The organism is Rahnella sp. RFA10(1/100) (genome assembly GCF_004195115.1).
Taxonomy (GTDB): domain Bacteria; phylum Pseudomonadota; class Gammaproteobacteria; order Enterobacterales; family Enterobacteriaceae; genus Rahnella; species Rahnella perminowiae.
In genome coordinates, this window is sequence record NZ_SEWR01000004.1 from 329,583 (window position 1) to 347,245 (window position 17,663).

Below are 17,663 nucleotides of genomic sequence, written 5' to 3' on the forward strand. Positions count from 1 at the left end.
AATCCGCATGAGAGAAATGCATTCTCTTTCACAGGCTACCGTGAGCAAAATAGGTGCCGCTATAAGGTATGGGCAGATAATCGTGAAAGAGTTGTTTTAACGTCTGTTCAGGTTCGATATCCGCAAACAGTTCAGGATAAAGGGCTTTTGCCATAAACTCGGTGGCGGCAACATGCCACGGGCTGAGGTAGAAATTTTGCCATATCATCCCGGTGTGGCCGTTATGCAGCGCTTTAAGTTCCCGCAATCCGTTCTGTCTGGCGGTGAGTTCCCGCAGACTTTGCTGGGCTATTTCCGGTGTGATTTCAGGCCCCAGTTTCAAATCATTCTGATCTTCAGCGGAACCGGCCCCTGTGGCGAAATAAACCTCAGGTTGCGCCATGATGACCGTTTCCTCATTCAGCCGGCCAAAGACCCCTTGCACTGTTTTTCCGGCGATATTATCCCCTCCGGCAAAATTGAGCAGTTCACCCAGGCTACCTTTCACAGCAGTCACACAGCATTCATTGCGGCGTCCAAGATGTAACTGAAGCAACACCGTCGGTTTATGGCCGGAATAAGTGGCCAGCCGATCATGAATGACCTGCATATGCGCATCATAAAAATGATTAAACGCCTGAGCCCGTGCAGTCTGGTTAAGCACTTCGCCCAGAATATTCACACTGCGCTGAGTATTTTTCAGCAGATGGACACGAAGATCGATTTTCACTACCGGAATATGCGCCGCGTTGAGCATCTCTTTAAGACGCAAATCTGCATCGTCATAGCGCGCAAGACTGGGCAGGATCACCAGATCCGGTTTGAGCGCCAGCACCTTTTCAGGGTTCATATCATTTGTTCCGCCCAACCCCAGCGACGGAATCGCCAACATCTGCGGAAAACGCCGGGCAAAAATATTCCAGGTCTGGCGGTCATATTTCTTCAAATCGAGTGGCCAGCCGACAACCCGTTTCACAGGGTCACCGGTTTCCAGCAGGGCCAGCGTATAAAGCATCCGGCTTTCGCCAAGCACGATACGTTGCGGATTATCGGGAATGTTCACCGGGTTACCGTCGATATCGATGACGGTGCGTGCCTGCACACCGACGCCCGTCAGTGCCAGCAGCATAAAAACCATCGTCATGACACTGTATTTGCGCATCAGATGCGCGCGCGGCAAAAACCGCCGATCAGAATTCAACACTTGCCTGCACCATAAGATTACGGGTTTCACCTTCACGTACGCGCAGGTTACCGCCGCTGGACGTGTAATAATGTTTGTTAAACAGATTATTCAGGTTGAGTTTAAGCTGTGTCTTCTCCCCGAACAGACGGTTATTCCATGCAACAAAGCTGTCAGCCACAATATAATCAGGCAGCGTGAAACTGTTTTCAGGGTCTCCCGCCCGGCTCCCCACATAACGCGCACCGCCACCGATACGGAAATCTCCCGGCAGGCCGTTAATCACCAGATTATGGCTCAGATAGAGCGCACCCGAATGACGCGGCGCATTTTGTAAGCGGTTGCCGTTATTCGCTGAATTTTCACCATCATCCACAATTTTGGCCTGGTCATAGCTGTAACTGGCACTGACTTCCCAGTCAGGAAAGATTTCACCATTCAGTTCAAACTCTGCTCCGCTGGAACGCGCTTTATCAATGGCGCGTGTTTCGCCGTTAATGCTCAGTGACATGTCACGTTCATCGATGCGGTAAAGCGCCACGCTGGCAAACATGCGTGGCGTAATCTGCCATTTACTGCCCACTTCCCAGGTGGTGCCCTGTTCAGGCTTTCCGACATTGCCATCATCATCGACATCCGTTGAGGGGGTAAAGGATTTACTGACGCTGCTGTATAAAGACACATCGGGCGTGACTTTATAAATCAGACCGGCCTGTGGCAAAAACTTATTCCCTTCGGAATCCAGTGTCTGAACAACCGGATCAAAGCCTTTTGAAGCACGTTGCTCATAGTGCTGATAGCGGCCACCCACGACCGCAATCCAGTCTGATGTCAGTGAAATGCTGTCTTTTGCATAAACCGACCGGCTGTGGATCCGGTTCAGGTTATTGCCATTAGCCGTATTCTCAGTGGTGCTGTTGGCGACCGGGGAGAGAATGTCATATTGCGGATCAAAATAGTTAAAGCTGCTGTTGGCTTTTCCCTGGTATTGATGTGCACGATACGTCTGGTTCATCTCATAGTCTGTACCCAGCACAAGATCATGATTCATGCCCAGAATGTCCTGCGTACCCAGCAGATCCCAGGAAACGTATTTGGTCTTATGGTTAAAACCGCGGTTGGCATCCGCCCTGCGCGTCACGGCGCCGGTGGTGGTGTTCACCGCCGTCACCCTGACCTCGTCATTATTGTAGCGGCGCTGGTTCCAGCCAAGCGTCAGACGAGTACTCCAGTCATCGCTGAACTGCCAGTCATAGTGAGCGTTGAGCGTTTTATTATGGCCCCAGGCACGGTTTGATTTATCATCCAGCCGGTTTTTATAGCCGATATCGATAGGCTTACCGTTAATAAAAGCGGTTCCGCGATCATAAGGTATATCGTAGCGGTAATCTGAATAGCTGATCAGAAAACTGGCCTTTTCGCCATACCATTGCAGCGAAGGCGAAATCAGCGTGTGCTTATCGCTGCCAAAATTACGCCAGTAATCCTGATCTTGTTTTTCCGCAATCATGCGCACGGCAAAACCATTGCCAAGCGGACCGGTGACATCGACTGTCCCTGCCCCGCCGCCTTCACTGGCGTAACGTCCGCTGACTTTTGTGTGCCAGTCATACTGCGGCTTTTTACTGACAAGGTTAATGACACCGCCGGGATTTTGGATCCCGTAGAGCAATGATGCTGAACCTTTTAACACTTCAACACGTTCGGTAGTGGCATCAAAATTGAGACCCTGGCTGCTGCGCACGCCGTCGCGATAAACGGAGCCATCAGAGTTGGAACCAAATCCACGGCGGACAAATCCATCTTCCGTACCTGCGAGAGTATTCCCCTCACTGACACCACTGACAAAATGCATCGCATCAGCCAGGTTTGTGGCCTGATAGTCGTCCAGTTGTTGCCGGGTTACCACACTGACTGACTGTGCCTCGTTAAGACGTGAGGTGGGCGTTTTACTGGCAACAGAACTGGTTCCGGCGCTATATGATTGATCGTCAACTCCCGGCCCGGTGATCGTTAACGTATCGCTTTCCCCCGCTGAATATCCTGTAACAGGTGTCAGCATCACGACACCATAAATCGCAGCTAAAATGGCTGGGTGGTCTTTTCTTTTAAAATCAAACAGCGTGTTATTCTTCATTTCAATGAACCCGGTGTTAAAAATGACGTCTTTTTCCGTAAAGAAATTCCGGACAAACCAGTAACGACAGACACACAGTGTGTCCGGTTAACGCTCCTGACCTGTCCGGTTAATGTTGTTATTCTGATCCGGCAAAGGAAAACTGCCGTAATGCAATTGATAATCATTCCAACATGCGGAGATGTAGTAGTAAATGATATGTTTCAGAATTTTGCTACATCAAAAAACGCCACACCCTGTCATCAGCAACAGAATTACCCTTTATAAATCATTGTTTAATAAAAAATTTAAATATAAATCATTTAATATCGCCCACAAAACATTGCTCAGGGGCATAAGAATGTGAATATTTTTATTCATAAAACACTACATTGTGAATATGATAAAACCGGGCAAAGGGTAAAAACGACAAGGATCGGTAAAAACAAATGGCGGCGACTCCGGTAAAAAAACGTATTGATGTCTTCGGTGAACGTTACCGTGCACGTATCTCCTCACTTTCCCCCGGCTTACAAACCGTTGCGTCTTATATATACAACCATCGTGAATCGGTGCTGGAAGCAACAGCAATGGATATTGCAACCGCGACAGAGGTTTCAGATGCCACTGTAGTCCGCGCCGTTCAGGCGCTCGGTTTTGCGGGTTTACGCGATATGAAGAAAACGCTGGAAGCCTGGTTTGGCACAGCGGTTAATTCAGAAGAGAAAATGATTACCACGGTCAGTGAGCTGGCCAGTGATATCAATTCGGGCATCGACTTCGTTCTTGACGGGCATAAGCGTGCCTGTGACACCCTGGCGCAGCCAGCTAACCGTCAGGCTATTTCTGAGGCTATCGCCTTGCTGATTAATGCACGTCAGGTGGCGGTGTTTGGTCTTAACGCTTCCGGTATTTTAGCGGACTACAGCGCCAGGCTCTTTACCCGAATCGGCATTCCCGCAGTGTCACTTAACCGCTCAGGCATTGCGCTGGCGGAACAACTGATCAATCTGCAGCGGGGTGATGTCCTGATTATGATGGCGCAGAAGAGTGCTCATCGCGAGGGCAGAACGGCAATACAGGAAGCAAAGCGTCTGAGTATCCCCCTCATTTTACTGACCAACGCCAGTGATTCTTTTTTTGCGAAACAGGCTGACATTGTCATCACTATTCCGCGCGGGGGTGAGAATGGCAGAATGCCACTCCATGGTACGGTACTGGTGTGTCTGGAAATGCTGATTTTATCCGTTGCCTCGGCCACCGCATCGCGAACCATGAAAACCATGAAACGCATCCAGGATCTCAATCAGTCTCTGAAGTCAGCCAATAAAATAAGAAAATTGCAGGACGGGGGGACATAAACAATCAGCATGAAGAAGCGGGAGATGAATAACACGGCCCCCCCGCTTACTGTCGCTGTCCGTGCGGCGTTTCTAGAGAAGTATCTGCCGGTTAAGCGGTTTGAACCGGCAGATATCGTAATCATACAATTTACCGGGTTCAGTAGGAAAGGTGTCATAGGAACCGCTGATATACATGCCTTCCCTGAAAATAACGACCTCATCTACAGGCACGGGATGCTGACATGCGGCGCAAACCAGAGAATGTACGGTTTCTGCCAGGGGCGTATTCACTGCGGCGACGAAACGATCTGATCCGCATTGCTCGCAAACAATATTAATATCCGGCATGTGATGCGCTCTGCACAAAAGGAAAGTGAATCCTTCAAATATAGCATAATTGGAATAATCTTATTGCTAATTATGAACTCATTCTCTATCAAAACATTGCAGGCAAAAAAAAGCCCGCAGGCAAACAGCGGGCAATCACACAGACAGGAATAATAAAAAGCAGTGGTTATCTGTAGCGAGGTACAGATGCATTAATCATAGCCAGCTTTATCTTCTTCGCGAGCCTGCAGCCCTTGCCTTTTAAAAATAGGAATACTCCGCATTTACTCCGCCTTGCTGACACGCCAGATGCTGTTACCTGCATCGTCGGCGATCAGCACTCCGCCCTGTTTATCCATTGCCAGTCCGACCGGTAAACCGCGAACATGTTTCTGATCATCGGTGAGGAATCCGGTCACCACCGGCTGTGGCAGCCCGACGGGTTTACCATTTTCAAATTTTACCCACATCACCTGATAACCGTTCAGCGGTTTGCGGTTCCAGCTGCCGTGTTCACTCACAAACGCGCCACCGCGATATTGCGCCATATTGTCGCCGGTATAGAACAGCAACCCGAGCGGGGCAACATGTGAACTGATGGCATAATCCGGTTTGATGGCTTTTTCGACCAGATCCGGACGCGGTGGTTTGACGCGCTCATCCACATGTTGTCCGTAGTAGCTGTAAGGCCAGCCATAGAAACCGTGCTCTTGCACAGAGGTCATGTAATCGGGCACCAGGTCGGAGCCGATTTCGTCGCGTTCATTAACCACTGCCCACAGCTTGCCGCTTTGTGGCTCCCATTGCAGACCGGTCGGATTGCGCAATCCGCTGGCGTAAATACGGCTGGCACCGGTTGCGGCATCCACTTCCAGAATGGCCGCGCGCCGGTCTTCTGCACCGATACCGTTTTCAGTGATATTGCTGTTGGAACCGACCCCGACGTACAATTTGCTGCCGTCCGGACTCGCCAGCAGGGATTTAGTCCAGTGATGGTTGATAGGCCCGCCTGGCAACGCTGTCACCACCTCACCCGGTGCGGTGATCTGCGTTTCACCTTCCTGATAAGGGTATTTAATCAGGCTGTCCGCGCTGGCGACCCATAACGTATTACCGGTCAGTTGAATACCGAACGGTGAATTTACACGGGCAATAAACGGATGTTTCTCCCATTTACCGCCGGTATAGCGCAGCAACGTAATACGGTTACCCCCTTCGCCGCCTTTACCGGAGGATTTCTGCACCATCCCCATAATTAACTCTTTCGGCCTGAAGATGAGTTTTTTCGCCGAACCATTAGATTCCGCAACCAGCACATCGTTATTCGGCAACACATACACCTGACGCGGGTGCTTAAGCCCTTCCGCGATTTTTTCGATCTTTAGCCCGTCCGCCACTTTCGGCATTTCACCGGTTTTCCACGGTATGCCTTGTGGCACTTTCATGGGTGGCAGCAGGAAGTTTTGCGCTTTCGGCAGTTCAGGATCCGCACCGGTTTGTTTCTTCGGGTCGATTTGTGAACTGTCATCACAACTGCTCAGTAATGCGACGAGCGTCAGTGCGAGTAACGCGCGTTGGTGATTTTTCATGGTCTTATCTCCTTATACTGTGCGTGCACGTAACGCGAGCTGGACATTTCCCACCAGCAGCAACACCACCACCAGCGAAGAAAGCGTGACTCCCATTGGTACAACCGCATAAGCATCACGGCTGTGAATAAAGGCATTGAAAATAGCCAGCACCACGGCCACCAGATTCAGCCAGAAATGGGTTTTTAACGGCGAACCGGCAGGCGTTTTGCGCCCTGCCCATACCTGCACCACGTTGATCAGCCGGGGAATAATGGCAATGATCAGCCCGAGCACAATCAGCCAGCTGGCAGCGTCAGTCCACATCGTGATGAAAGTCTTCATATAGAGGATGTCGAAGATCCAGGCTGCGACAAAGAAACCAAGAGGAATGGGATTTAACAATTCGTACAGCGCCGTTGCGACACCCCGGCGCGCTGAAATCGGCTGCGTTTGCATGTTCTTCTCCTTAACTTATCCATAGCTGACCGCGTTAAAAGCGCGGCCCCCCTCAGGCGTACCTGTAAAAGATTAGTAAAGATGAAGAGTTATGACGAATTCATTAGCAGCGTAATGATGTATGACGGGGCAATACCTGCAGCACTGGCAGATGTTTGCCTGAATGAAAAAAGCCCGTCATATGACGGGCTTTGGCGTTTCCGACCGGTAATCAGACCGTGCCGGTACCGCCATCAGAACACCAGACCTGCCCTGAGGCATAACTGTTTTCATTTGAGGCCAGCGTCACGTACAACGGGGCGATTTCCGCAGGCTGCCCCGGACGTTTCAGCGGTGCCTGTTGACCAAAGGATTCGATTTTTTCCTGAGGCTGTCCGCCGGAAATTTGTAACGGCGTCCAGTACGGCCCCGGCGCAACACCGTTCACCCGAATTCCGTCATTCGCCAGCTGTTTGGCCAGCGCTTTGGTGAAAGCCATGATCGAGGCTTTGGTGGAGGAGTAATCGAGCAAATTATCACTCGGTGAAAACGCCTGAACCGAAGTCGTGTTGATGATCGCACCGCCGCGCGGTATGAATTCCAGCGCCGCTTTAGTTATCCAGAACATGGCGTACACGTTAGTTTTGAACGTGGCGTCAAATGCCTCGGTGGTCAGATCCTTAATCGAATCACAGAACTGCTGACGACCGGCATTATTGACGAGCAGATCCAGCCCGCCGAGCTTTTCTTGCGCTTCCTTCACCAGTTGCTGACAGAATTTTTCATCGCGGATATCCCCCGGAATGGCGACCACTTTCCGCCCTTCTGCCCACAGCAGATCGACCACCTCTTTGGCATCGGCCTCTTCGTCGGGCAGGTAATTGATGGCGACCTGCGCACCTTCGCGGGCGAACGCGATCGCCACCGCACGGCCAATTCCGGAATCACCGCCGGTGATTAGCGCCTTACGACCCTCCAGCCGGGCACTGCCTTTGTAGGTTTTTTCGCCGTGATCGGGGACAGGATTCATTTTGCTGGCCAGCCCGGGGAAGGGTTGTTTCTGATGCTCAAACGGGGGGGTCGGATACGCATCAACATGAGGTTCATTGAGGGATGTTGGGATTGTTTTATTGTTCATAAACACTCCTTATTTTAGAAATGAAGGAACCTTAAAAATAGACCATCCTGGGCAGCCTGTGGGCATCATCAGACTGTTCTGAATATCCCGCATTCCGGAGTCAAAACTATCTTGCAGGTAATGCATACGCCACCAGCGCATCACCGGACGTCGTCCCCAGCCCGCCGTGTCCGCCGGCGGCAATCACCACAAACTGTCGTCCATCATCGCCGGTATATGTCATCGGTGTCGCCTGCCCCCCCGCCGGAAGTCGCGCACGCCAGAGTTCGTTACCCGTCGTTTCGTCGAATGCGCGGAAATAGTTGTCTGCCGTGGCTCCGGTGAAAATCAGCCCGCTTTGAGTAATAACATTACCGCCCATCATGAAAATGCCTGTTGGCAATGGCACATTAGTATGTGTGCCGAAAATGTTCATGTCTCTGGTGGTTCCCGCCGGTCTTTCCCAGGCAATTTTTCGGGTGGTCAGATCAACCGCAACCAGTTTTCCCCACGGTGGCGCATTACACGGTGCCTGCAGAAAGCCCAGCCACGGTTTGACGATGGCCGCCCACGGCGTGCCATATTGCGGGCCAACGGAGAACTCTTTGGGTTTGGGATAAGGCTGATTACTGTTCCATCCGGCCCATTTGTGCATCAGCCCTTCCTTGATCGCATCGGCTGATTTTTTCACTTCCATTGTGAACGGGATGTAACTGGTGTTGGCAATCAGCACATGGCGGATCGGATCTACCGAAGCACCGTACCAGTCCATCACACCGTCGAAGGCCGGATAAGCAATGGATTTACCCTCCGCTGGCGGGGTGAACTGTCCCTGATAGCGCGCACTTTTGAACTGGATCCGGCAATACAACTGATCAATGGGTGTTGCGCCCCACGCGTCAGTTTCTTTCAAATCTGGCGGAGAAAGATTGGGCATGCCGGCAGAATCCGGCTGCGTTGGCGAAAGATGTTCGCCCGGCAAAGAGGGAGAGGTGTGCACCGGTTTTTCGTTTACCTGCGCCAGCGGTTTTCCGGTACGCCGGTCGAGCAGGAACAGCTGTCCCATTTTGGTGGTCTGCACCAGCGCCGGCACCGTCGTCCCGTCCGGCGAGGGCAAGTCCACCAGCGTCGGTCCGATCGGTACATCAAAGTCCCAGACATCGTGATGCACCGTCTGGAAATGCCAGCGTTCCTCACCGGTCTGAATATCCAGCGCGACAACAGAACTCGAATATTTTTCGTCAAACGGGCGGCGTCCGGCACCGTAATAATCCGGCGTCGCATTGCCGAGCGGAATATAAACCAGACCCAATTTCGGATCGCCGGTATAGGTTCCCCAGCCGTTGGGCGTACCACGGGTATAAACCTCACCCGGTTTGAGCGGTGCATTCTGCGGATCCCGGCCCATATCCCATGCCCATGCAAGCTGGCCGGTATTTGCATCGTAAGCCCGGACGACGCCGGAAGGTTCACCGGTAGACTGGTTGTCATAAATCCAGCCGCCCAGCACAATGTGTCCGTCCATCACCATCGGCTGCGAAGTAATGAAATGGAAGCCCGGTGGCACATCGCCCATATGGTCAGTCAGGCTGACAAAACCGTTATCGCCAAAGGAGGAACACGGCTGACCGGTTTGCGCATTCAGTGCTACCATCCGTGCCGCACTGGTGGTCGCGATGATTTTTTCCGGACATATTTTATCATCGGCTGACTGGCTGTATGCCACGCCACGACACGCCAGGTACTCATTGGCTGAGGTGTCAGTTTTAGGATCGAATTTCCATCGCTGAGTGCCCGTCGTGGCGTTGAGTGCAATCACTTCGCGGTGCGGCGTACAGATAAACAGCGTATTCCCGACTTTAATGGGGGTCACTTCGAAATTAAATTCGCGTCCGGCTTTATCCTCACCCTTCCTCATCACATCACCGGTGTGAAACTCCCAGGCAGGTTTAAGCTGGCTGACATTAGCGGGGGTAATCTGCGTCAGCGGTGAATAACGCTGCCCGGCTTCTGTCCGGCCATAAAAGCGCCAGTCGTTACTTTCCGGTGAGGTGGTCTGTGCTGCGCCTGTCTGTGCGGGAACGGGCTGATAATGCACAAAACGTGACCCGGTCACCTGCCAGCCAGTATAAAAAATGCCCGCAATCGCCACCACGTACACCAGCCCGGCCAGTGTGCCGGCGTGGTGATTGCCCCGTGTTGCCATCACCTGACGGGTGATCAAGGGCAGGCTGCACCAGATGCCTAACAATGCCATCACAAACAAACGCGGCATCAGTTGCCAGCCATCCAGGCCGACTTCCCATACCGACCAGATGCAACAAACCAGAAATGTCAGCAAATACAGCCAGATCCCGCTGCCATGACGGCGCGCGATAAAAATGCCGCTGATCAGATAGCCGGTGCCAAAAACCACATACCAGGGTGAGCCGCCGATAGCCGCCAGCCAGACGCCCAGCAGCAGATACGCCAGCCCGATGACACCCACCACAAGCCCGGTCATGAACGACCAGGTAATAATCCGTTCATTGCGCATAGTGATTTCTTTTGCAGGAAAAGGTTATTAAAGGATATCTGGCATTAAACTGAAGTGGCGGAACCGGGGAAGGATAAATCAGCAAGAGGCCGCTAATACTTTTATTTTCAAGAGGAAAGCGACAGAGATAATGTGTCTCAAAAGTTTACAGAGATGAAAATAATTCAGTACAAAATCAGCGGGTTTAGTAAATACTCAACCTGATTTGCATTTCGACACAAAAAAATTCCCCAGCCTGCGCTCACTTTCTCGTTATTATCCTGTCCTACAGAAAAAGCACAGGCTTCGGCTTTACCGCTCATAAAACGGACTGGCGGCAGATCATCGAGGCTGGCATTAAGTTGATGGTTTTAACGGGATAATCTATGCGTCATTCTAAAATTGTTATGTTATCAGCCCTGGTTGTTTCATCGTTGTTACCCCTGGCTAACCCGGCATTTGCAGCATCAAACTCCCATGAGATCAAATCGTTCTACGATGATTCCAAATTGTATTCTATCGGCGATCAGGTCCCTGCACTCTACCGCACCAAACCGTATGAAATCGTCGGCTGGCAGGAACGTCACCTGCCTGCTCCGGATGCAGGCAGCCACTGGACTTACATCGGCGGAAGTTATGCGCTGATCACCGACACCGACGGGAAGATCCTCAAAGCCGAAAACGGCGATATTTATTTCCAGTAAGAAGAAAGCCGGATAATGAACATGAGGCCTGAAGAGATTCAGGCCTTTTTTATTCAGATGTCCGCTGCGCTAATCTCACTTTCGAAAGTAATAAATAGCGGAAATATCAGTCAAATAAACATATCATTATGCGTGAACAGGGTGGGTTCATGCAGTGTTCAATGCCATATTGCCGGATGAACAACGCGAACTATCAAAATCAACAATGAGCATTTGGCTCTACTCTCTCCGGGGCTCCCATGAGCGACTCGCAGCAACGCCATTCCGTGCGCAAGCACCCCATGAAACTCAGCACGTCAGTCAGCCTGATGATAAGCGCCGTGATTGCGTCCGTGTTGCTGGTTGTCCATATGCTTTATTTTGTGCAGGTAAGCGACACCACCCGTGATGGCGTGAAAGATAAAGCTCTGGCCGTCGCCAGAACCATGGCTGATTTGCCCGAAACAAAACGCGCCCTCTTGCTGCCCCCTGACAGTAATATTATTCAGCCTATCGCCAGTGCGGTGCAAAAACGCAATGACCTGCTGTTTATCGTGGTCACTGACATGGACGGCATCCGTTACTCGCATCCGAATGCGGATGTGATCAGTCATCATTTTATCGGCGATGACATCAATCCGGCGCTGCTCGGCAACGAAAATGTCTCAATTAACAAAGGTACGCTGGACAAAGCATTGCGCGTATTCACGCCGGTTTATGATGATCACCATAAGCAAATCGGCGTGGTCGCCATTGGAATTTCACTGGTCAAAGTCACGGAGCAAATCAATAAAAGCCGCTGGAGTATTCTGTGGACAGTACTTTTTGGCCTGATAGTGGGTGCACTGGGCACTTACTGTCTGGTGAAATTGCTTAAACGCATTTTGTTCGGGCTTGAACCTTATGAAATTTCGACATTGTTTGAACAGCGTCAGGCGATGTTGCAGTCGATCAAAGAAGGCGTGATCGCCGTCGACGATCAGGCGCATGTCACGCTGATTAACCAGACGGCCCGGCAAACTTTCCGCGAAACCGCCATCGACGTGGAACCGGATGCGGATTCCCTGCCCCTTATCGCCAACCTGCGCGGTGTTCTCAATACCGGCGTGCCGCGCCGTGACGAAGAAATCAATTTCAAGGGACGTCTGCTGCTGAGCAATACCGTACCGGTACGCAACAACGGCGTGATTATTGGCGCGATCTGTACGTTCAGGGATAAAACAGAAGTCAGCCAGTTGATGCAGCGTCTGAGCGGCATGGTAAACTATGCAGATTCGTTGCGTGAGCGTTCGCATGAATTCATGAACAAGTTGCATGTGATCCTCGGATTACTGCATATGAAAAGCTATGCTCAGCTTGAAGATTACATTCTCAAAACCGCCAATAACTATCAGGCGGAAATCGGTTCGCTGCTGCTGAAAATCAAGTCTCCGGTGATTGCCGGTTTCCTGCTCAGCAAGATTAACCGCGCATCGGACACACGGCATTTGTTAACGCTCAGCGATGACAGTTTACTGCCGGACAATAATAACGAAGATCAGGTGGCGGCACTGATTACCGTGCTGGGCAATCTGATTGAAAATGCGCTGGATGCGCTTGGCGATCAGTCTGATGGTGAAGTCAGCGTCTTGCTGCACTATCAGAATGGCTCGCTGGCCTGCATCGTCAGCGATGACGGGCCGGGCATTCAGCCGGAAAATATTGACGCAATATTCGAAAAGGGTGTGTCGTCGAAAGGCGAACAGCGGGGCATGGGGCTTTTTCTCGCTAAACAGCAAGTGGAAAGCCTTGGCGGAACGGTGACTGTAGAATCGGAACCCGATGTTTATACCCAATTTTTTGTACAACTTCCCTGGGATGGCAAGAGGACAAGTACTTGATCAATGTACTGATAGTTGATGATGATGCCATGGTGGCAGAGCTGAACCGGTGTTATGTCGGCCAGATTGACGGTTTCACATGCTGCGGCACTGCGTCGACCCTGCAACAGGCGAAAGATCTGGTGCTTAATTCAGCACTGCCTATCGACCTGATTTTGCTCGACGTCTATATGCAGCAGGATAACGGGCTGGATTTACTGCCTGAACTGCGTAACGCCCGCCGGCCTGTCGATGTGATTGTCATTTCTTCCGCTGCGGATGCAGAAACCATCAAAAAATCGCTTAATTATGGCGTGGTCGATTATCTGATTAAGCCGTTCCAGTTTTCCCGTTTTGAGGAAGCACTGACCGGCTGGCAGCAAAAGAAAACGCTGATGGATAATCAGCAGTATTACGAACAGTCAGACGTTGACCGGCTCATCCATGGCAGCAATCCTGCAGCGGCGGACACCAAAAAGCTGCCGAAAGGCTTAACGCTGCAAACATTACGGACGTTATGCCAGTGGATTGACGCCCATCCGACGATGGAATTCTCTACGGATGAACTGGCAACGTCAGTGAATATTTCGCGCGTGTCTTGCCGTAAATACCTGATCTGGCTTGCCCAGATGAACATTTTGTTCACCAGCATTCATTACGGCGTCACCGGCAGGCCGGTATATCGCTACCGTCTGCAGGCCGATCATTATTCGTTGCTGAAACAGTACTGTCAGTAATAATCAGCGGTCAGTAAGCGATGATACGGTAACTGTCATCCAGCGGCGTGAAGGTAAACTGCCGCTGCGATGGCAAAATAATCTGACCGTCACGGGTCACAAAAATCGCCTCGATGTGTGGGATTTTTGTCAGAGAAGCCAGGCTTTTCTCCACCCCCATTCCGTACAGCAATGTCGTCCAGATATCCCCGTCGATTGAGTCCTCAGAAATAATGGTGACGCTGAGCAGCTCGTTATCCAGCGGATAACCGGTTTTGGGATCAAGAATATGGTGATAACAGTGGCCGTCCAGTTCGAAATAACGCTCATAAACACCGGATGTCACCACCGATTTACCGATGACATTGATCACGCCAATCAGGGCATCCGGATCGGAAAAAGGTTTTTTCAGCCCAATCGCCCAGGCGCCTTCCGTACCGTCACCCAAGGTTTGCACATTCCCCCCCAGATTGATTAAGGCATTATCAACCTGTTGTTCCCGCAGGTAATCCCGCACGACATCCGCGATATAACCTTTAGCAATTGCGCCGAGGTCGATCTCCATGCCGGTTTTTTGCAGGAAGACCGAACGGGTCTGTTCATCAAGGATCACGTCTTCAGGATCGGTCAGCGACAGCAGGGTCTGTAAATCATGCGCGGCCGGGATACTGTGACCGCTGAAACCGATTTTCCAGCATTTAACCAGCGGGCCGATGGTTAAATTGAAACTGCTGTCCGGCAGGCAACTGATGGTTTTAGCGCGACGGATTAATTCAAAAACAGGCGCGCTGACCGTGACAGGGTCACGTCCTGCGGCATGGTTAATCGCCATAATATCGGAGTGCGGACGGTTCACCGTGAAGATGTTTTCCTGCTGTTTAATCAGCCGGAAAACGCCAGACGCCAGAGTTTCGTCATGTTCAAACAGCTTGAGAAGAATGGGCGAACCCATCAAAACAGCGGAATAAGCATAGATACGATCGTTTGGCGTCATTGAAAATCCCTGGGTGATAATCGGTTACCGCATTGCGAATTTCGCGGCATTTTGCCCTGCAAGAATACCGAAGATAATGATATCTGCAACGGCATTCCCGCCGATACGGTTGCCACCATGGATACCGCCGACCACTTCGCCCGCCGCAAATGCACCACCGATCGGCTGTTGTTGCGCATCAAGCACGCAAGTGTCAGTGTTGATGGTCACGCCCCCCATAGTGTGATGGACGCCCGGTGCGATACGGATAGCGTAGAACGGCCCCTGATTGATCGGGTGGCGCAGCGCGGTTTTACGGCCAAACTCTGCGTCGTCCTGTTTATCTACGGCGACGTTGTAGCTTTCCAGCGTTGCCAGGAAGGCATCTGAATTCATTTCCAGTTTCGCCGCCAACTGGCGTGGTGACCCGGCGCTGATAACAAAACCCTTCGCGATGTATTCATCTGCCGCTTTGTTATTCATACGAATTTGCTCATCAAACACCACGTACGCGTATTTTTCCGGCAAGGCGATAATATTGGCTGAGACTTTGTCGCGGGTTTCCATCTCATTAAAGAAGCGTTTGCCCGCCTGGCTGACCAGAATCGCACCGCCACCACGAATGGCTTCTGAAATCAGATAAGAAGTGGTTTGTTCCACTGTCGGGTGGATCTGAATTTCGCCCATATCAACCGTTCCTGCGCCAATATTTTGCAGGATGGCAATACCGCTGCCGGTCGCCCCTTTATGATTGGTGGTCACGAAACCGTCCAGCTCAGGACGATATTTCACCACCATTTCGCGGTTAGCACTAAAACCACCGGTCGCGACGATCACGCTTTTGGCATGAATCGTCAGCGCTTCGTTGTCATCATTGAGCAATTCAACACCTTGCACCGTGCCGTTGCTGTACTGTATTTCGGTAACAGAGGTATCAAGCATCACGTCGATATTGCGTTTATTCAGATTTTTCACCAGCCCGCTGATCAGGAAGCCACCCACGGCACTGCGGTCCGCCGGACGGTGCGTACGGTCGATGCTCATACCACCGGTAATCGTGATATCGCTCAGCTCAATGTGGTGATCGGCCAGCCATTCCAACGCCAGCGGTGCATGTTCGATGAACTCTTTCAGCAGCACGGTATTGTTTTTGAACTGGCCGCCTTTCAGGGTTTCCTGATAGAACAGCTCTTTGCTGTCTTCGATGCCTTTCAGACGCTGATAGCGGGTTTCGGCGGCGTTCATGCCCACCGAGGCTTTGATGGTGTTGCCGCCAATGGTCGACATTTTCTCAACGATCAGCACTTTCGCGCCTTCGTCACACGCCTGGATCGCTGCGGCCAGACCGGCACCGCCGCTGCCGACCACCACGACATCATAAGTTTGCGGCCCCGACACATCGCCGCCCTCTTCCAGCAGCTGTGCTTTGCAGGATTTAGCGATCGCTTTGGAAACCGCTTTTTTCACCGCTTCGCTCTGCTCGGTCGCCCCCGTGACGGCATCCACATGCGGGCTGTTGGCATCGAGAATACGGGTACGGATGATTTCAAAGCTGGTGGTAAATTCCACATCCGGGTCGGTGCCTGCTTCCAGCAAGATATCAGCAATACGATCAGTTTCCAGACTGACACTGACCGCCAGTTCATGAGCCGGATCCTGTACCTTTTCACGGAACACACCGGCTTTGAATTTCTTAGAGGACATGCTCATGTCGCGGATCATCGCGTCTACCAGAGAGAAACGCCATAACGGTTCCGGAATGGTGAGTGCTTCGCGTTGTGTGCTGTCGATGAACAAGTCCATTTTCTGATCGGCGGTAATACGGTCGGTCCAGTCCGGATACGCAATGCACGCTTTACCGATAGCGATCATGTCATAGCCATGTGCCAGCGCCAGATCAGCGTCGGATTTGTTGACGATCCCGCCGACACCCATCACCGGAATTTGTGCAAGCCGGTCTGATCGCATCGCGATATATTTATCGATCAATGGCGTCGCATCAGTGGTATCCACAATAGAAGGACGTAGCGAGTAACCGAGTGAGAAATGCAGGTAATCCAGCCCACGCGCGGCCAGCTGTTCCAGCAGATACAGGGTGTCAGCAAAACGGATCCCTGGTTCTTCCAGCTCTTCTGGTGAGAAACGGTAGCCGATGATAAATGAAGAACTGGCGTATTTCTTCGCCATCGCATGAGTGATATCCAGCACCGCCAGCGGGAAGCGGGCGCGGTTTTCGCGGCTGCCACCCCATTTGTCGTCACGCTGGTTGGAGTTCGGCGAGAAGAATTGCTGGATCAGGTAAGTGTTCGCCCCGTGAATTTCCACACCATCAAAACCGGCTTCTATCGCACGACGCACACCTTCACCGAATTTAGTGATCATCTCGTCTACTTCATCTGCCGTCAGTGCCACCGGCGTGGCAGCGCCGTCACGCGGTGCCGCCAGCGCACTTGGCGCGACCGGTTGCTGACCACCAATCAGTTTGGGCTCGCTCATGCGTCCACCATGATAGATCTGCAAAAGCGCTTTCGAGCCCTGAGATTTCACCGCTGCGGCAATTTTTGCCAGGCCGTCAATCTTGCTGTCATTGTCTATACCGATAGCACCGGGGAATGCCAGGCCCTTATCATCGATAAAACAGCATTCGACAATCACAGTGCCAATACTGCCGGCGCGGGCCCGGTAGTATTCAACCAGTTCGCTGGTAACGGTGCCGTCATAAAAACCTGTGCAGGTGGTCATGGGAGCCATCAGAATACGGTTTTTCAACTCAGTACCATTGGGCAGGGTGAACGGGCTCAATAACAGATCGTTGGTGCTCATAATAATTACTCCAAACTTTAAGG

13 protein-coding genes are annotated in these 17,663 nt (G+C 51.7%); 4 read left to right on the plus strand and 9 right to left on the minus strand.

Going from position 1 to position 17,663, the window contains the following annotated elements; genetic code table 11:
- Positions 1-28 precede the first annotated feature (28 nt).
- Both ETV65_RS14890 and ETV65_RS14895 read right to left on the minus strand, forming a co-directional pair.
- On the minus strand, positions 29-1,123 hold the full coding sequence (locus tag ETV65_RS14890; protein WP_129953748.1) for an ABC transporter substrate-binding protein: 1,095 nt from the start codon (positions 1,121-1,123) through the stop codon (positions 29-31).
- 46 nt (positions 1,124-1,169) lie between these two features.
- A complete protein-coding gene (locus tag ETV65_RS14895) occupies positions 1,170-3,299 on the minus strand; it encodes a TonB-dependent siderophore receptor (protein ID WP_129953590.1) in 2,130 nt (709 codons plus the stop codon).
- A gap of 428 nt (positions 3,300-3,727) precedes the next feature.
- On the opposite strand from ETV65_RS14895, the gene ETV65_RS14900 reads away from it, so the two are divergent.
- Positions 3,728-4,639, plus strand: a complete 912-nt coding sequence (locus ETV65_RS14900) for a MurR/RpiR family transcriptional regulator (RefSeq protein WP_129953591.1) — start codon at positions 3,728-3,730, stop codon at positions 4,637-4,639.
- 72 nt (positions 4,640-4,711) lie between these two features.
- On the opposite strand, the gene ETV65_RS14905 is transcribed toward ETV65_RS14900, so the two are convergent.
- The 5 genes from ETV65_RS14905 to ETV65_RS14925 form a co-directional block, all read right to left on the minus strand.
- Positions 4,712-4,969 carry a hypothetical protein gene (locus ETV65_RS14905; protein WP_129953592.1) on the minus strand — a complete coding sequence of 86 codons (258 nt, stop codon included), beginning with the start codon at positions 4,967-4,969 and terminating at the stop codon, positions 4,712-4,714.
- A 263-nt stretch (positions 4,970-5,232) separates the two neighbouring features.
- Complete coding sequence (locus ETV65_RS14910; RefSeq protein ID WP_129953593.1) at positions 5,233-6,537, minus strand: sorbosone dehydrogenase family protein; 1,305 nt, start codon at positions 6,535-6,537, stop codon at positions 5,233-5,235.
- A gap of 12 nt (positions 6,538-6,549) precedes the next feature.
- The gene (locus ETV65_RS14915) at positions 6,550-6,975 is read right to left on the minus strand and encodes a DUF2231 domain-containing protein (RefSeq protein WP_129953594.1); all 426 of its coding nucleotides are present in this window, start codon (positions 6,973-6,975) and stop codon (positions 6,550-6,552) included.
- A gap of 211 nt (positions 6,976-7,186) precedes the next feature.
- On the minus strand, positions 7,187-8,092 hold the full coding sequence (locus ETV65_RS14920) for an SDR family oxidoreductase (protein ID WP_129953595.1): 906 nt from the start codon (positions 8,090-8,092) through the stop codon (positions 7,187-7,189).
- A gap of 106 nt (positions 8,093-8,198) precedes the next feature.
- Positions 8,199-10,607, minus strand: coding sequence for a membrane-bound PQQ-dependent dehydrogenase, glucose/quinate/shikimate family (locus ETV65_RS14925; protein ID WP_129953596.1), 2,409 nt, complete (start codon positions 10,605-10,607; stop codon positions 8,199-8,201).
- Positions 10,608-10,972: 365 nt separating this feature from the next.
- Here ETV65_RS14925 and ETV65_RS14930 point away from each other — a divergent pair, with 365 nt between their 5' ends.
- The 3 genes from ETV65_RS14930 to dcuR all read left to right on the plus strand — a co-directional run bounded on the left by ETV65_RS14930 (position 10,973) and on the right by dcuR (position 13,865).
- Positions 10,973-11,290 carry an RcnB family protein gene (locus ETV65_RS14930; protein ID WP_129953597.1) on the plus strand — a complete coding sequence of 106 codons (318 nt, stop codon included), beginning with the start codon at positions 10,973-10,975 and terminating at the stop codon, positions 11,288-11,290.
- A gap of 239 nt (positions 11,291-11,529) precedes the next feature.
- Positions 11,530-13,149 carry a sensor histidine kinase gene (locus ETV65_RS14935; protein ID WP_129953598.1) on the plus strand — a complete coding sequence of 540 codons (1,620 nt, stop codon included), beginning with the start codon at positions 11,530-11,532 and terminating at the stop codon, positions 13,147-13,149.
- The gene (gene dcuR / locus ETV65_RS14940; RefSeq protein ID WP_129953599.1) at positions 13,146-13,865 is read left to right on the plus strand and encodes a two-component system response regulator DcuR; all 720 of its coding nucleotides are present in this window, start codon (positions 13,146-13,148) and stop codon (positions 13,863-13,865) included. The genes ETV65_RS14935 and dcuR overlap by 4 nt, the downstream gene beginning before the upstream one ends.
- Before the next feature lie 10 nt (positions 13,866-13,875).
- Here dcuR and ETV65_RS14945 read toward each other — a convergent pair whose 3' ends face one another.
- Together ETV65_RS14945 and ETV65_RS14950 are read right to left on the minus strand one after the other, a co-directional pair.
- The gene (locus tag ETV65_RS14945; RefSeq protein WP_129953600.1) at positions 13,876-14,838 is read right to left on the minus strand and encodes an FAD:protein FMN transferase; all 963 of its coding nucleotides are present in this window, start codon (positions 14,836-14,838) and stop codon (positions 13,876-13,878) included.
- A 24-nt stretch (positions 14,839-14,862) separates the two neighbouring features.
- The gene (locus ETV65_RS14950) at positions 14,863-17,640 is read right to left on the minus strand and encodes a flavocytochrome c (RefSeq protein WP_129953601.1); all 2,778 of its coding nucleotides are present in this window, start codon (positions 17,638-17,640) and stop codon (positions 14,863-14,865) included.
- Positions 17,641-17,663: the final 23 nt, after the last annotated feature.

Excerpts from the sequence above, each read along its gene's own strand:
- ETV65_RS14890 (WP_129953748.1), bottom strand. The coding sequence starts at position 1,123 with ATGACGATGGTTTTTATGCTGCTGGCACTGACGGGCGTCGGTGTGCAG.
- ETV65_RS14895 (WP_129953590.1), bottom strand. The coding sequence starts at position 3,299 with ATGAAGAATAACACGCTGTTTGATTTTAAAAGAAAAGACCACCCAGCC.
- ETV65_RS14900 (WP_129953591.1), top strand. The coding sequence starts at position 3,728 with ATGGCGGCGACTCCGGTAAAAAAACGTATTGATGTCTTCGGTGAACGT.
- ETV65_RS14905 (WP_129953592.1), bottom strand. The coding sequence starts at position 4,969 with ATGCCGGATATTAATATTGTTTGCGAGCAATGCGGATCAGATCGTTTC.
- ETV65_RS14910 (WP_129953593.1), bottom strand. The coding sequence starts at position 6,537 with ATGAAAAATCACCAACGCGCGTTACTCGCACTGACGCTCGTCGCATTA.
- ETV65_RS14915 (WP_129953594.1), bottom strand. The coding sequence starts at position 6,975 with ATGCAAACGCAGCCGATTTCAGCGCGCCGGGGTGTCGCAACGGCGCTG.
- ETV65_RS14920 (WP_129953595.1), bottom strand. The coding sequence starts at position 8,092 with ATGAACAATAAAACAATCCCAACATCCCTCAATGAACCTCATGTTGAT.
- ETV65_RS14925 (WP_129953596.1), bottom strand. The coding sequence starts at position 10,607 with ATGCGCAATGAACGGATTATTACCTGGTCGTTCATGACCGGGCTTGTG.
- ETV65_RS14930 (WP_129953597.1), top strand. The coding sequence starts at position 10,973 with ATGCGTCATTCTAAAATTGTTATGTTATCAGCCCTGGTTGTTTCATCG.
- ETV65_RS14935 (WP_129953598.1), top strand. The coding sequence starts at position 11,530 with ATGAGCGACTCGCAGCAACGCCATTCCGTGCGCAAGCACCCCATGAAA.
- ETV65_RS14945 (WP_129953600.1), bottom strand. The coding sequence starts at position 14,838 with ATGACGCCAAACGATCGTATCTATGCTTATTCCGCTGTTTTGATGGGT.
- ETV65_RS14950 (WP_129953601.1), bottom strand. The coding sequence starts at position 17,640 with ATGAGCACCAACGATCTGTTATTGAGCCCGTTCACCCTGCCCAATGGT.